This window comes from Pseudarthrobacter sp. O4, from assembly GCF_050157025.1.
Classification (GTDB): Bacteria; Actinomycetota; Actinomycetes; order Actinomycetales; family Micrococcaceae; genus Arthrobacter.
On record NZ_CP189591.1, the window covers coordinates 1,938,963 to 1,953,034 of the forward strand.

General features: G+C 64.4%; 13 protein-coding genes. 5 read left to right on the top strand and 8 right to left on the bottom strand.

The genetic code is table 11. The features are described from left to right. Positions 1-46: 46 nt before the first annotated feature. The 6 genes from ACQCSU_RS08925 to ACQCSU_RS08950 form a co-directional block, all read right to left on the bottom strand. Positions 47-1,189 (bottom strand): amidohydrolase, encoded by a 1,143-nt coding sequence (locus tag ACQCSU_RS08925; protein WP_426979384.1) that lies wholly within the window; start codon positions 1,187-1,189, stop codon positions 47-49. Next, positions 1,171-2,283 (bottom strand): mandelate racemase/muconate lactonizing enzyme family protein, encoded by a 1,113-nt coding sequence (locus ACQCSU_RS08930; RefSeq protein WP_426979385.1) that lies wholly within the window; start codon positions 2,281-2,283, stop codon positions 1,171-1,173. The genes ACQCSU_RS08925 and ACQCSU_RS08930 overlap by 19 nt, the downstream gene beginning before the upstream one ends. A gap of 108 nt (positions 2,284-2,391) precedes the next feature. Next, on the bottom strand, positions 2,392-3,198 hold the full coding sequence (locus tag ACQCSU_RS08935) for an amino acid ABC transporter ATP-binding protein (RefSeq protein WP_426979386.1): 807 nt from the start codon (positions 3,196-3,198) through the stop codon (positions 2,392-2,394). Next, positions 3,195-4,187, bottom strand: a complete 993-nt coding sequence (locus tag ACQCSU_RS08940) for an amino acid ABC transporter permease (RefSeq protein WP_426979387.1) — start codon at positions 4,185-4,187, stop codon at positions 3,195-3,197. The genes ACQCSU_RS08935 and ACQCSU_RS08940 overlap by 4 nt, the downstream gene beginning before the upstream one ends. Further along, on the bottom strand, positions 4,184-5,134 hold the full coding sequence (locus ACQCSU_RS08945; RefSeq protein WP_426979388.1) for an ABC transporter substrate-binding protein: 951 nt from the start codon (positions 5,132-5,134) through the stop codon (positions 4,184-4,186). The genes ACQCSU_RS08940 and ACQCSU_RS08945 overlap by 4 nt, the downstream gene beginning before the upstream one ends. A gap of 26 nt (positions 5,135-5,160) precedes the next feature. Next, positions 5,161-6,027: a GNAT family N-acetyltransferase gene (locus ACQCSU_RS08950; protein WP_426979389.1), complete on the bottom strand. Its 867-nt coding sequence runs from the start codon at positions 6,025-6,027 to the stop codon at positions 5,161-5,163. 104 nt (positions 6,028-6,131) lie between these two features. On the opposite strand from ACQCSU_RS08950, the gene ACQCSU_RS08955 reads away from it, so the two are divergent. Continuing rightward, positions 6,132-7,730 (top strand): PucR family transcriptional regulator, encoded by a 1,599-nt coding sequence (locus ACQCSU_RS08955; RefSeq protein WP_426979390.1) that lies wholly within the window; start codon positions 6,132-6,134, stop codon positions 7,728-7,730. Positions 7,731-7,785: 55 nt separating this feature from the next. Here the strand turns inward: ACQCSU_RS08955 and ACQCSU_RS08960 are convergent, their stop codons facing one another. Continuing rightward, positions 7,786-9,078, bottom strand: a complete 1,293-nt coding sequence (locus tag ACQCSU_RS08960) for a type II toxin-antitoxin system HipA family toxin (RefSeq protein ID WP_426979391.1) — start codon at positions 9,076-9,078, stop codon at positions 7,786-7,788. Positions 9,079-9,356: 278 nt separating this feature from the next. On the opposite strand from ACQCSU_RS08960, the gene ACQCSU_RS08965 reads away from it, so the two are divergent. Next, positions 9,357-9,560, top strand: a complete 204-nt coding sequence (locus ACQCSU_RS08965) for a hypothetical protein (RefSeq protein ID WP_426979392.1) — start codon at positions 9,357-9,359, stop codon at positions 9,558-9,560. Between the two features lie 190 nt (positions 9,561-9,750). Here ACQCSU_RS08965 and ACQCSU_RS08970 read toward each other — a convergent pair whose 3' ends face one another. Continuing rightward, positions 9,751-10,419, bottom strand: a complete 669-nt coding sequence (locus ACQCSU_RS08970; protein ID WP_426979393.1) for a GOLPH3/VPS74 family protein — start codon at positions 10,417-10,419, stop codon at positions 9,751-9,753. 191 nt (positions 10,420-10,610) lie between these two features. Here ACQCSU_RS08970 and ACQCSU_RS08975 point away from each other — a divergent pair, with 191 nt between their 5' ends. From ACQCSU_RS08975 to ACQCSU_RS08985, 3 genes are read left to right on the top strand one after another with little or no spacing between them, the layout of a single operon-like run. After that, on the top strand, positions 10,611-11,510 hold the full coding sequence (locus tag ACQCSU_RS08975) for a MurR/RpiR family transcriptional regulator (RefSeq protein ID WP_426979394.1): 900 nt from the start codon (positions 10,611-10,613) through the stop codon (positions 11,508-11,510). A gap of 54 nt (positions 11,511-11,564) precedes the next feature. Next, the gene (locus ACQCSU_RS08980; RefSeq protein ID WP_426979395.1) at positions 11,565-12,488 is read left to right on the top strand and encodes an NAD(P)-dependent oxidoreductase; all 924 of its coding nucleotides are present in this window, start codon (positions 11,565-11,567) and stop codon (positions 12,486-12,488) included. Positions 12,489-12,521: 33 nt separating this feature from the next. After that, on the top strand, positions 12,522-14,069 hold the full coding sequence (locus ACQCSU_RS08985) for an aldehyde dehydrogenase family protein (protein ID WP_426979396.1): 1,548 nt from the start codon (positions 12,522-12,524) through the stop codon (positions 14,067-14,069). Positions 14,070-14,072: the final 3 nt, after the last annotated feature.

Sequence of the window (14,072 nt, forward strand, 5' to 3'; positions counted from 1 at the left end):
CCTCCGGCGCGAGTGAATTCTGTCGATATAGACCAGTCGAACGCCGCTAAGATTGACGCCGCCCCAGCGTCTGGCGGCAGGCTTCAAGGAGCACACTGACCGCCCGTTCCATGGCGTCGGCTTCGAATGTCATGGACGGGTCGTGAAGTCCTGGCTGGACGTTCGCTCCGACGGCGAGCATGGCTGCCTGAACTTCGGGGTTTCGCAGTGTGTAGAAATGGAAGTCGTCCGATCCGGACGTAACAATCCGCGGCCGCAAGTGGCCGTCGCCCAGCTCCGTCGCCACTGCCGACGCAAGGGCGGCTTCGGCCCGGGGTCCGATCATGGCCGCTGGTACGGCGTCCCGGAAGTCGAGGTCGATCACTGCCCCTGTTGAGGCCGCCACCCGTGCGCAGACCGAGTCGAGTCCTGTGCGGAGGGCGGACATGACTTCGTTGGTTTGGGCGCGGAGGTCCACTCCAAAGCGTCCGCTGCCCGGTATGACGTTGAGGTTCTCCCCACCGGCGTGGAGCATGGTCATCTTGGCCGAGCTGGGAACTTGCGGGTCAACCTTGAGGCGGCGCAAACCCTCGGAGATTTCGAGCGCAACCTCAACGGCGTTTGCCCCGAGGTGTGGACGCGCCCCGTGATGGTCAGTCCCCGTGATGGTTCCGGAGGCAAACAGGCATGATCCGTGCGAAATGGACGGCGCGAAATAAGGAGCCGGGAGTTCATTTTCCGGGCGTAGGTGCACGCCGAATAGATACTCAAGCTCATCACTCACGCCAAGGGCCGCCACGAGTTCGGCACCGTTGCCCAGCTCTTCGGCCGGCTGGAAGATCGCCCGCACGGAGCCTTCCAGGAAGTCCCCGAGTTCTGCCAGCTCAAGCATCACGGTGGCGATTATTGCCATGTTGGCGTCGTGGCCGCAGGAGTGGACCGCCGTCGACTCCCCCGCAATGTTTTGTACAAGGGCGTCCATTTCTGCCCGCAGTCCAATCACCGGAGCGCCCGTCCCGACGTCGGCTGTGAAACCCGGGAGGAAGTCGAACCTGCGAACCTTAAGGCCCGCTGGCTCCAGAACCCCCGCGAGGTACTCCGCTGTGGCGAATTCCTGCATGCTCGGTTCAGGATGGTTGTGCAGGTGAGTCCAAATCTCCGCCAACCGGCGGTGCCTCGTGGCGCTTCCACTCACGCGTTGACTTCGCATTCGCTCACCGTGAGCTCGGCAAGAATGTCCGTGTCCACGTCGACTCCGAGCCCAGGCCGCTCAGTAATCTGGACGTTGGGAATAATGTACTGGAGGTCGCCAGGATCCTTTGCGAACTTCATGGGACCGGAGAGTTCGGTGGAAACAATGTTCGGGTGGCTGAGGGCCAAGTGGAAACCGGCGGCGGAGGCAATGCTGGTTTCCAGCATGGAACCGATCTGCACTTTGAGTCCGCCGAGTTCAGCCTGAGTCGCCAGGCGATGGCAAGGCGTGATGCCGCCACTCTTCATCAGTTTGAGGTTGACCATGTCCACCGAGCGGTCGCGGACGAACCGCGCGATGTCGCTGGCGTCAACCACGGACTCGTCGGCCATAAGGCGTGCGCTCGTGTCCTGGCGAAGCAGCCGGAAGCCATCGATATCGTCCGCGAGGATTGGCTGCTCTACCCAGTCAATCCCGAATGGTTCAAGGGCGCGGATCATTGTGCGTGCGGTGGCGGCATCGCCCCAGCCCTGGTTGGCGTCCACCCGAATGGCCAGGTCGTTGCCGATCGCTGCCCGGACCGCCCGCACGCGCTCGATGTCCTGCCCGTCATCGCTTCCAAGCTTCATTTTGAGGTGCCGGTAGCCTTCCCCGCGCGCCTGCAGCGCCTGTGCCGCCAGGACTTCCGGTTCCAGGATGCTCATCACCTTGGCGATGGTTGGTTGTTCAGGCCGCCGGCCGCCGAGCAGTGCATAGATCGGGCGCCCGGCCGCTTTTCCAGCCAGGTCCCAGCAGGCAATGTCGACGGCTGCTTTCGCCGCTCCGCAGCCCTTGAGGACCTGGTTGAGCCGCTGATGGACGGCAGTGATGTCCCGGGGATCCAAGCCCATCACGGCGGGAATCAACTCGGTTTTGAGGGCTTCGACGGACCCGGTGGGGGTTTCTCCGGTGATGTGTCCGTCAGGAACGCTCTCGCCGTACCCGGTTACCCCGTCGTCGGTCTCGAGGGTAAGGATAACGCTCGGCATTGAGGCGTAAGCGGCATAGGAGACCACAAAGGGTTCCAGCAACGGAACATCGATGAGGGTGATGGTGGCGCGGGAGATCTTCATTGAGGGCTCACTGTTCGTGGGGAGGGTAGGAACGAGGTACAAGGCATGGAGCAGCCCAACCGCAGCCGTCAAACATGACATTTGGTTTGGTGGTGCATAGGGGGCCGCTTACATGACGCTGTTGAGGAAGGCGATGGTCCGGGGGTTTTGCGGGTTGTCCAGCACGGCTGCCGGTGCTCCTGATTCCACCACCACGCCGCCGTCCATAAAGACGACGTTGTCTGCAGCGCTACGGGCGAAGCCAATCTCATGAGTGACAACAATCATCGTCATGCCATCGGCGGCCAGCGTGCGCATAACGTCGAGGACGTCGCCTACCAGTTCCGGGTCCAGGGCGCTCGTCGGCTCATCGAACAGCAAAAGTTGGGGATCCATGGCCAGCGCCCTGGCAATCGCTACCCGCTGCTGCTGACCTCCGGAAAGCTGCGCCGGATAGGCCTTCGCCAGGTGTGCCAGGCCCACCCGCTCCAGCAGTTCCATTCCTCGCTTGAGCGCTTGCTGCCTGGGCACTTTTTTCACTCCCACCGGCGCAGCCGAGATGTTCTCCAAGGCAGTCATATGTGGGAAGAGATTGAAGCGCTGAAACACCATGCCGATGCCCCGCCGCTGCCTGGCCACTTGACGGGGATTCATTTCAAAAATCCGGTCCTGACGCTGGGTATAGCCGATCAGGTCTCCGCCGACGGAAATCCGTCCGCCGTCGATCCGCTCCAAATGATTGATGCAGCGCAGGAAGGTGGACTTGCCGGAACCGGATGGGCCTAAAAGGCACATGACCTCCCCGGCGTTGACAGCCAGCGAGATGCCCTTCAATACCTCCACGCTGCCGTAGTGCTTGCGGACGTTGCTGGCAACGAGGAGCGGCTGGGCGGCGGAGCCGATCGCGTGCTCATGGGTGGCGAGGGCCTCGGTCATGGCTGGAGTCCTTTCGATTCTGCGTGGGGCTTGCCTTTGCGGAGCGCCGACAGCATCCTGCCCAGGGGTGTGGGGGCCTGCTGGCGTGCGTTTCCGCGGCCGTAGTGCCGTTCCAGGTAGTACTGCGGAACGGAGAGCACCGTGGTCAGGAAGAGGTACCAGCAGCTGACCACTACGAGCAGTTCCACTTGGCGGAGGTTCTGCGAAGAGATTTGGGTGGCCACGGTGTAAAGCTCGAGTACCGCGATGACAGACAACAGCGAGGTGTTTTTCAGCATCGAGATGGTCTCGTTGCCCATCGGCGGAATGATCACGCGCATCGCTTGCGGCAGCACCACCCGGAATAGGGCGAAGGCCGGTGACATCCCGAGGGAGTACGCGGCCTCGTGCTGGCCGGTATCCACTGAAAGCAGCCCGCCCCGGATTATTTCCGCTGAATACGCGGCCTGGTTCAGCGTCATGGCCAGCAGCCCTGCCGTGAACGCCGGAACCAGGGCGTTGGTGTCTACTGAGAACACCGTGAAGTCAGTGAACGGGACGCCGAGGGAAATCTGTGAATAGAGCAGCCCCAGGTAGCCCCAGAAGACAATCTGGATCAACAAGGGGGTGCCGCGGAATACCCACACGTAAAGCCAGGCGAAGGCGTTCATCACCGGATTTTTGGAAAGCCGCATCACCGCGAGCAGCACGCCAAGCAGCGTGGAGACCAGCATGGACACGACCGTCAGCACCAGGGTAAGGCCTATTCCGCCGAGGATCCGGGGGTGGAAAAGGTAGTTGTTGATGGTGGAGTGGTCGATGTTCGGGTTGGACCACAGCGATGAAAAAAGGGCCACCAACCCGAGAGCCAACGCCGCCGCGACTACCCAGCGCCACGGGTGCCGCAACGGAACGGCTACAACGTCGTCGTCGGCAGTGCTGACGATTGCGGTTTCGGTTGCGGTCCCTGCCGGTACCTCCCGGGAGGGGAGCGTGTTTGCCTGTTTCATGGTTTGGCCGTACCCAAGTTGAGGCCGGTTTCCTTGACCATGTAATCGGAGAGGTCGTACTTCTCGAGGATCTTGTCATAGCCGCCGTCGGCGATGACCGCCTGAAGGGCTGCCAGCACCGCCTTGCTGAGCTCCGCATCCTTTTTCAGGACACCGATCCCGGTGTAGACCGGGTTGTAGCCGGCCGGGTTTGCGGGGTCCTTGACGATGTCGAAGATCTTGCCGTCCCCGGCAGTCTTGGCGGCGTAGGCTGCCGCGGCGGAATCGACGACGTCGGCTGCGGCTTTTCCGGAACGTACGGCAGTCTGTACATCCGTTTCCAGCGGCAGCTCGGAAACGCTCACCGGTTCTGCTCCCTTGTCCTTGCACTGCTGGTCATAGCTGCGAAGAATCTCCGCCTGCACAGTCGCCTTCTGCACCGCAACGTTCCTGCCGCAAAGGTCCAGCACGGTTGTGATGCTGTCCGGGTTACCCTCGGGCACGAGGATGGAGAACCCGGCATGGAAGTAGTCCACGAAGTCCAGGGTCTCCTGACGCTCAGCGGTGTCGTTCATCCCTGACATGATGATGTCGTTTTTGCCCGACTGCAGCGACGGAATGATGCTGTCGAAAGCCTGCGTCTGCAGTTCCAGCCGCACCCCGAGCTTCGCGCCCAAAGCCTGGGCGAGGTCGTAGTCCAGACCCGTGAGTTTTTGGTTTTCATCGAACATCTCCATCGGCGGATACGGAATGTCCGATGCCACCTTGATGACTCCGGCTGATTTGTAGCGCTCGGGCAGGGCCGCTGCTGCGGCGGGGTCGACGTCGGCGGCGGAGAAAGTCTGCGAATCCGCGACCGGCACTGCTCCTCCCGAACAGGCCGTTAGTCCGACGGCGAGGGTCAGGCTGGCAGCGCCAAGGACCTGGCGCGCGATACGCGCGGTAACTGCACGATTGCTGGGGCGCATTCTGTACTCCTGGTGTTGGGTAAGGGTCATGCCTGGTTGGTTTTTGTCAGCCGGTACCAGCCGGTCCGTGTGACTCCGGACGCGTTGTAGCCGGAGGCGAAGGCCGATTCGAAGATCCCGCGGATCCGCAACCGCCACATTCCTGCTTCATCGGAGCTCGCGGCCCTCAGCGCCACGATGTCCTGCGGTGCACGGCACCAGAGGGTGTCCGGGGTTTCGAGGAGTACCGGCCTGGAGTCCGGGCCGTACTCCAGAATGTTGTTCAGGGCCGTTTCGGGCAGTTCCAGTTCTTCGACGGAGCCTTCGCTGCAGCTGATGCTCCGCTTGGAGGACAAGGGCCAAATGGCGACGAGCCGGTCGCTTTCATCATTGGCGTTGATGTCGTCGTGCATTTCGCCGTAAAAATCCCGGGCGTACTCGAAGGCATGGGCTCCTAGTTTGGTGAGGTTGAAACGAGCGTTCCGGCTGACCAGCGGGTCAAAGGTCCACGTGATCGTTTCGATTCCGCGGGCAAGCGACCACGCCCGCTGATGCTGTTTGAGGGCGAAACCGACGCCTTTGTCCGCCGCGCCGGGCAGGACACCGGCGATCAGGGAATAGGTGGCCGCTCCACCGGGGGAGACGATGCCAACGGCGGCTCCACACAGCACCCCGTCCGCGTTGTACGCAGCGGAAACATTGCAGCCCGCGTGGGAGATGCTGCGCAGCAAGTCGAAAGGAATAGGCGCTCCGTGGGAAGACATTCCCCAGATCGCAATGAGCAGCCCTTCAACGTCCCTGAGCCTGTCGCGGTCATGTTCATCGACGACTCGGACGCCGGCCCTGGCTGCTGCCGCGGCTGCCGCTGCCCCGGCCTGGCGTGCTGTTGGATTGGCTTCAACGATAAGTGACATGCATCAACTATGGGCTTGGCCCCTACGGCCTGACTTCGGTGCCGGGCACCAACATCGGCACTGAATATTGTGGGTCAGCACTAGGAGCAGTAGATTTACACCTTGTGGCAACCATCCCGAAAACCCCGGACAGCATCGAATTGCCTGACCTCCTGCAAGTACTGGCGAGCTCCGGACTGGTTCTCCGCTCACACGGAAATTCACCCAGGCTCTCCCTGACGAGCCCAACACTCTATGACCCCCTCGCCCCTTTGGAAGGGTTCCGCGGAGGGATCTTGCTGGGGATAGGACTCCACCCCGCAGCACCGGAAACAGCCGTCGTGGTCCGGGACGCAGCGCAGGCAGGCTTCGGCGCGATCGTCCTCAAGCAGCTCTCGCAGGACATCGAAGAACTCGCGAACACCGCTGACCAGGCCGGCATAGCACTGTTGGTCGTGGACGACGCCGTGGGGTGGCGGCAACTCGACGCGCTCCTGGACTCGGCCCTCAGTGCCTCCGCGGAAGCCAGCAGATCGCACTCGCCACTCGGAGTGGGTGACCTGTTTGCCCTGGCCAACGCCATTGCCGCACTGGTGGGCGGTGCCACCGCCATCGAAAACCTCCAGGAACAAGTTCTCGCATATTCCACCCTGCCCCACCAACCGATCGACGACGACCGGCGGAACGGAATCCTGGGGCGCCAGGTTCCCTACCTACCGGAGAATGCCGGTCAATATGCCGCCGTGTTCCGGTCCCGCGGCGCCGTGCGCATTGAAGGGGTCCGTCCGGCGATGGACCGTCTGGCCATCGCTGTTCGCGCCGGTAACCAACCGCTGGGGTCTATCTGGGTAGTCGACGCCAGCGGGGACCTGGATTCCGACGCGGAGCAGGCACTGGAGCGTGCCGCGGATATCGCAGTCCTCCACATCCTGAGGGCACGAAGCACGATTGACCTTGCGCGGCAACAACGGGCCGAGCTCCTCCGCCGGCTTCTCGAAGGCGGAGACGACGTCCAGCTCGTCGCGGAACAGCTCGGGCTGAAGCACTCGGCCCCCTTCGTCGTCGTGGCTTTCCAACTGGAGCTCGGGCAGTCCGACGAGTTGTCCCTGATCCGGCTCGTCGACCTTGTCACGACCCAATGCGAAGCGCACCGGCAAGGTGCGCAGTGCGTACTCATCGGCACCACCATTTATGCGTTGTTCGCCGAGGCCCCCGCCTCAGGTCCCGGGTCCATTGAGACCCTGGCCCGCCGCCTGATCGAGCGCTCAGCGGCTTCGCTGCGGGTCAAGCTGCGGGCGTCAACGGGCTCTACCGTCACCACCGCCGCAGATATCAGCCGGTCCCGGCACGACGCGGACCTCGTCCTGCTGATGCTCGCCTCCGGGCGGAGCGCCGGTGACTATGCCAACGCCCAGGAAGTGCGCAGCCGCCTGACCCTGCTGGAACTCGGTGCACTGTTCCGGAACACGCCCCGTCTTATGTCCCCGGCCGCGGCCAGCATGCTGAAGTACGACGCCGAATCAGGAACCGAATACGCGAAAACCTTGCGCACCTACCTCGATTTCTCCCGCGATTCCGCCAAAACCTCAGCGGCGCTTTCGGTGCACCAGAATACGCTCCGCTATCGCTTGCGGCGTCTTCGGGAACTTTTTGGAATTGATGTGGACCAGCCCGAAGACACAGTGGTTTTGTGGCTCAGCCTGCACGTTCAGGAGCTGTTGTAAGGAAATCGCCCCTACCGCGATGCGTCTCTCGGACGCGTCCGTTGGGTAGAAGTACCTAGCCGGATAGCTCCTGACGCCGGTGCCGCAGCTCCCGGACCGTGTGATTGAGCGGTGAGCCGGTGAACGGCAGAGCTTCCAGGTCGATCCCGGCTTCTGCACGCAGGGCGAGCGCATTCGCCGATGCGGCTGCCCGCTGGGGAAGGCCGATAGAGTCCGCGAACTCCTGCCAGTGCCTGGCCCTCAAATTCTTTGCCCGGCCGGCCACCGGCAGCGCCATGGTGTCGTCCCCGTAGAGGAGGGTGCAGGGGATGTCGTAGACCGGCGCCACGACGAAGCCTCCGCGCCGGTCTCCCAGGATGGCGACGTTCTTGGCGTGCAGGTCGCCGTTGCCGGTCAGCCAGGCGAATACGAACTGGAGGTACAGGTTCCTGACGGCGACGACGGGTGCCTTGCTGGCGCCGGCGAGGGCGGCAACAACCTCCTCAGAGGTCACGTTGTACTTGGACGACGGCGGCAGACCCAGGACCTGGGCGCCGTCTTCCATCGCCAGGTGCCGCCACTCGTCGCCGTCGCTCGTCCGGTCGAAACGGGTGACCAGGAGGCCCGGCAGGCCGTTCCGGTCCTGGACGACGGAAGCGGTCGAGACGGGGATTTTCAGCGCTTTTGCCGCTGCAAGGTGCATGGCCTCGTTGTGGACCAGGTGCGGGTGGTTCGGCGGATCCAGCTTGAGGACGTACCGGCCGCCGCGGGCTGCCAGCGGTGCCGAGAGCCTGGAGGCGCTGGCCTTTGGCTGGACGCCGGGCAGGGCATGGAGGTCTACCGCTACCGCCAGAGCACCAAAGTCCAGGTGAGACGGGTCAGTAATATCGGCCAGCGGGTCCGGTTCGGCGGGTGTTTCACCGGCCGGGACGATCTGCACGTCACCGGGAGCGTCGGCGCCGACTGCCAGGAGCAGCGTCAGTTCGTCGCTGAGGCTTGTCTTGGCCGCATCCTTCAGGACTGTGAGGCGGTGACCTTCGGGTAGGAGCCCTGTGAAGAACGCGGGCAGTCCGCCGCCCGGAGTCTCGATGACCACGTCCCGCGCCGGCAGGGTCGTGGCCACGCCGGGGAGTCCTGCTTCCAGGTAGTCCGGATCGTAGGCGAAGGAGGTGCCGGCAATATGTTGCCGCTTTTCGGTCCAAGGGACTCCTGCTGTGTGATTAGAAGCCCAACCGGCAAGATGCTGCCGGTGGCAGATGGCGAACTCGAATACTCGGGCCGCCTTCAGGACCTGGGTGCGGAGCACGCAACCGTCACGGCCCGCCCGGCTCCACCACCATAGCCACCAGCTGTGATGAGACTCACCCACAAAAATCGCCATCTAGCTTGAGTCGTTTGCGCCGCGCCATGCACTATGGAAAGGCACGGCAGGGAACCCAAATTCCCGCCACAGCAGCCCTGACCACTCCGGAGCTATGCGCAGGCAGTGGATCAGCGGCACAGTTTTACCCATCCTGGTGGACGCAATGAGGCCAAACCGGTGAGCTCGCAGAGCTGCCCAGAGGTCTCAGGCGTTCCTGGCCCCACGGCGGCTCCGCATCGGTGCGGCAGCCGGACATCCGGATTCATGAATGGAAGCACTGAACAATGACGTTTGAAACTGCCAACTCCGTAACCCACAAGCTTTGGGACCGCTCCACGATGCACCACGAGCTGGACGCCCTGGTCCACGACCTCTCGGTCCGGCACAACACCGCCAAGAGCAACATCGCGGTCCACGCCAGCGGCCCGAACACCTTCACGCTCAGCCTCAACCAAAGCGAAGCCAACCTCGAGGCAGTTTCGGCCTAGTAAACCCAACGACGTCGGCGGGAGTCTCCCGCCGACGTCGTTGCGTGGCGTGGCGTGGGGACATCAGCAAGTATTCGACTGTCCCCACGCGTGCAACCGAGAGAGAACGACGGCGTGACTTCCCGCCGTCGTTCTCTGGCGTTGGAGGCCCACTGACCTACAGCGCCGACAAGCAGCCGACGACGGTTGGCTAGGTTGCGGCTTCTGCCTCCGCCAGTTTGACCATGCGAAGTTCTTTTGCCACGGCGCGGGAAGGCCAATGGCCCTTCGCTAGTTCCCTTGCCCTGCCTTGATCCGCCGCCGGGAAGAACTTCTCGAGCAGCCCTGCCGCGTGGAGCAGTGCGATCAGGGCCGTGGTCCTTGGATCAGACGTTCCGGAATCGGACGGCGCGGAATCGGGCGGCGCCCCGCTGAGTGCGGCGTGGATCTTTTGCAAGAGCGCAGCTTCCGGAGCGTGGTCCTTCTCCGGGTACCGCGTGGTCCTGAACAGGCCGAGGTGTCTCTCGCCGACATGATCCACGATGCCCAGCGAAACCATGCCCTCGTAGACACGGTGCAGTTCGGCGCGGCTCTCCAGCATCGAGACCCAGCGCTTGGGAGTGTGCTGCCGTGATTTGTCACGGATGAGTTCCAGCTGGTGCTGGAAGTCCGTTTGCGGGGCGGTGCCGGTAGCCCTCACGTGCTTGCCCTGCAGCTTGATTGCACCGAGCAGGTCCAGCTCGGCCAGTATTGCCCCTGCCACGGCGGCCCTGAGCACGGACTGCGGCACGTCAGGTTCGCCGTCCTTGTCGTTCGTTGCCAGAAGGAGCAAAGCCTGGGGAAGGTTCAGCTCCTCGGCGTTCGGTATTTCAGCATCCATAGGATCATGGTGGCGCAGTCACGCGGCCACCACAACGGCCATCTGAAATAGCCCGGAACCTCTCGCTCCTGTTGAACAGGTTGAGGATTTACAAGCCTGAAACGCAAACCACTAGTCGCAAACGAAATTGCATAGTACATTTGATGCAATCAGCCTTGCAGAGTGATCCACGTTACAGAAGAGGTCCGGACTTGAACACCAATGCGGCCGATCTGGAAGCCAACGCGGCCGGCGGCACTGGCGCCGGGAACGTTTCCCATGCCTGGCTCGGTGACGTGTTTCCGGACGTTCCGCTGTCCAAGGCCCAGAGCCGGGTGGTCGATGTCATCGGCCGCAATCCGCAGCTCTCCTCCTACGCCGACATCGCCGAGATTGCCCAGCGCGCCGACGTCAACAACTCCACGGTGGTCCGCGCAGCCCAGCATCTGGGCTACCGGGGCTGGCCTGATCTCCAGCGGGAACTGCGCTCCCGGTACCTCGTGATGATCTCCACCGAGGACACCCTGACCGAGCACGGCGAACACCGCAGCCCCCTGCATGACGCGCTCAACCACGACATCGAGAATCTGCGCCTGACCCTGGACTCCAATACGGCCGACGACGCCGAGGCCGCCATCGCGGCCATGGCCGCCGCCAAGTCCATCACCGTCGTCGGGCTGGGCTCCTTCGCCGGCCCCGCCAGCGTGATGGCGCACCTGGGCTCCACCATGGGATACCCCATCACGCTGGAGAACCGCGGCGGCGTCCACCTCGCTTCCAGCACCAACACCCTTGGAGAAGGGGACGTCCTGGTGGTCATCAACATGTGGCGCTCGATACGGCAGATCATCGTCACCGCCGAGGCCGCCAAGCAGGCAGGCGCCACGGTGATTGCCATCAGCGACATGCGCCGCGGCCGCCTGGCAGCTGCGGCTGACCACCTCCTGGTGGTGGCCTCGGAAGGAATCTCCTTCTTCCAGTCCGTCACCGCCGCAAACTCGTTGGTCTACGGCCTGCTCGCGGGAATGGAGGCAGCGCACCCCGAACGCAGCCGCGCCGCCATCCGCCGCACCCAGCAGCTGTGGAAAGACCTGGACATCTACCTCGACTGACCCCCGGCACCCCTTGCCTCTCCCTCACCCGCGTGCCTTTTCCAGGAGTAGTTCATGAACACCAGCACCGACCGCCGCATAGCCGTCATAGGCCTCGGCTCCATGGGCGGGGCGATGGCCGCCACGCTCCACCAGGCCGGCTGGGATGTCACCGGTTTCGACCCCTCCGAGGCAGCCAGGGCCGCCGCCTCCGACACGGGAATTCGTACCACTGCCAACCTTGCCGATATCGCCGGAACCCCTTACGCGGTTCTCTCCCTGCCCGCCGCCAGCATCGTCGAAACCACCGTGCCCCAGCTCCTGGCGGCACCGGGAACCGTCGCGATCATTGACACCACCACCTCCGAACCGGCCACCAGCAAACTCATGGCCGCCCTTGCCGAAGCACAAGGGGCGGCCTTCGTGGACGCGCCGGTCTCCGGCGGCCGCGACGGGGCAGCAACGGGATCACTGAGCGCCTTCGTCGGAGCAACCGATGCGGCTCTGGCCGCCGCCGAGCCAGTCCTGCAGGCCCTCACCGGCGGCAAGTACAACCACATCGGTGGCCCCGGCAGCGGCAACGTGGTCAAGCTCCTCAACAACGTCCTGGCAGCCGCGAACCTGGTCTCCGTGGGCGAGGCCTTGGGCGTCGCCAAGGCCTACGGCATCGATCCTGCCAAGGCGGCAGCGAGTATCAGCGAAGCCTCCGGCGGCAGCAAAGTCTCCGCGAACATGTATCCCACCTGGGTGCTCACCGGCACCCACGATTCAGGGTTCTCCCTGGGCCTCATGGCACGGGACGCCGCCCTCGCCGTGGAGGTCGCCGCGCAAATCGGCGAAAGCCCGGCCCTGCTGGCGGCCGTGGCGGGCCAGTGGCAGGACGCCCTGGCCGTCCTCGGACCGCGTGCGGACTTCACCGAAATCGCGAGGACCGTCGCCCCGGCCATCACACCCGCCGGCGCACCTGGCACCACAAACAGCACCACTGCCTTCGCCTGAGCCCCCAGCCCCCAGCCGTAAAGGAACACCACATTGAGCCTCACCACCGCACCCGCCTCCTCCTCGGCGGCGACCGTCCGGGCGGTCCTGGACGCGGCCTTCCCGGCCGGCCTCGGCGCCTTCCTTGACGGCCGGACCGTTCCGGGCAGCGGCGAGAGCATCACGCTCACTGCCGCGGCCACCGGGGAACCCTTTGCCACCTACGCCGACCCCGGCGCCGAGGGCGCCAACGCCATCCTGGAAAGCTCAACGGCCGGTGCATCGGCCTGGGGCGCGATGAACGGATTCGAACGGGCGGCCATCCTGCGCAACGTCAGCCGCGTCGTGGAAGCACACGCGGAGGAACTTGCCATCCTCGAGTCAGCCACCACGGGAAAGCCCATCCGTGACGCCCGCGTCGAAGCTGCCAAAGTGGCTGAAATGTTCGGCTACTACGCGGGCTGGGCCGACAAACTGACGGGGCAGACCATTCCCGTTCCCGGGCCGTGGCACACCTACACCGAACGCGTCCCGTGGGGCGTCGTCGTCGCCATCACCCCGTGGAACGCTCCCCTGTTCACGGCGGGCTGGAATTCCGCCGCCCCGCTGGCCGCCGGCAACGCCGTGATCATCAAGCCCAGTGAATTCACCCCGGCCTCTTCGGTCCGGCTCGCCCAGCTGGCTCACGAAGCGGGGCTGCCGGCAGGCGTGTTCAACGTGGCGGCTGGGCTGGGACAGACCGTGGGCGCGGCCCTCACCACCGACCGGCGCGTCGGCAAAGTCAGCTTCATCGGCTCCGTCCCCACCGGGCGCCAGGTGGCTGTCGCGGCCGCGCAGGCCGGGATTCCCGCCCTGCTGGAACTCGGCGGCAAAAGCGCGAACATAGTGTTCGCCGACGCCGATCTGGACCGTGCCGCCGACGGCGCCATCTCGGCGATCTTCTCCGGTGCGGGGCAGTCATGCGTCGCCGGATCACGGCTCCTGGTGGAGCGCAGCGTGCACGCACAGTTCATTGAACTTGTGGCCGACCGGGCCGCGCGGCTGCGCGTCGGCGACCCGCTCAGCGCGGACACCGAGGTGGGCCCGATCATCACGGCCCAGCAGTTCGCCACCGTCAACTCCCTCATCGAGGCAGGACTGAACGACGGCGGACGCCGGGTCACCGGAGCGACGCTTCCGGATGCAATCGCCGGGTCCCCTCTGGCAGGCGGGCACTGGGTCATGCCGACCCTGCTCGACGGGGTGACGCCCGAGAACCGCCTCGAAACCACGGAGGTTTTCGGTCCCGTGGTGGGGGCGGACGCGTTCGACACGGAAGCGGAGGCCATTGCCCGCGCCAACAACACGAACTTCGGCCTGGCCGGTGCGGTGTGGACCTCCGATGTCTCCCGCGCCCATCACATTGCCCGCGAGGTGAAGGCCGGCACGTTTTGGATCAACTCCTACAAGACCATCCACGTGGCAGTCCCGTTCGGCGGCTTCGGCGATTCCGGTCACGGCCGTTCCTCCGGTCCCGGCGTCCTGGACGAGTACACCCAGACGAAGGCCATCTGGGTGCCCACGCGCGCAGCAGGCGTTCCCTTCCCGTCGCTGTCCTACTAAAGC

Bases quoted from the DNA above. Each gene is read 5' to 3' on its own strand.
- ACQCSU_RS08965 (WP_426979392.1), top strand. From the start codon at position 9,357: ATGACGTTTGAAACTGCCAACTCCGTAACCCACAAGCTTTGGGACCGC.
- ACQCSU_RS08945 (WP_426979388.1), bottom strand. From the start codon at position 5,134: ATGCGCCCCAGCAATCGTGCAGTTACCGCGCGTATCGCGCGCCAGGTC.
- ACQCSU_RS08940 (WP_426979387.1), bottom strand. From the start codon at position 4,187: ATGAAACAGGCAAACACGCTCCCCTCCCGGGAGGTACCGGCAGGGACC.
- ACQCSU_RS08930 (WP_426979385.1), bottom strand. From the start codon at position 2,283: ATGAAGATCTCCCGCGCCACCATCACCCTCATCGATGTTCCGTTGCTG.
- ACQCSU_RS08925 (WP_426979384.1), bottom strand. From the start codon at position 1,189: ATGCGAAGTCAACGCGTGAGTGGAAGCGCCACGAGGCACCGCCGGTTG.
- ACQCSU_RS08935 (WP_426979386.1), bottom strand. From the start codon at position 3,198: ATGACCGAGGCCCTCGCCACCCATGAGCACGCGATCGGCTCCGCCGCC.
- ACQCSU_RS08980 (WP_426979395.1), top strand. From the start codon at position 11,565: ATGAACACCAGCACCGACCGCCGCATAGCCGTCATAGGCCTCGGCTCC.
- ACQCSU_RS08950 (WP_426979389.1), bottom strand. From the start codon at position 6,027: ATGTCACTTATCGTTGAAGCCAATCCAACAGCACGCCAGGCCGGGGCA.
- ACQCSU_RS08970 (WP_426979393.1), bottom strand. From the start codon at position 10,419: ATGGATGCTGAAATACCGAACGCCGAGGAGCTGAACCTTCCCCAGGCT.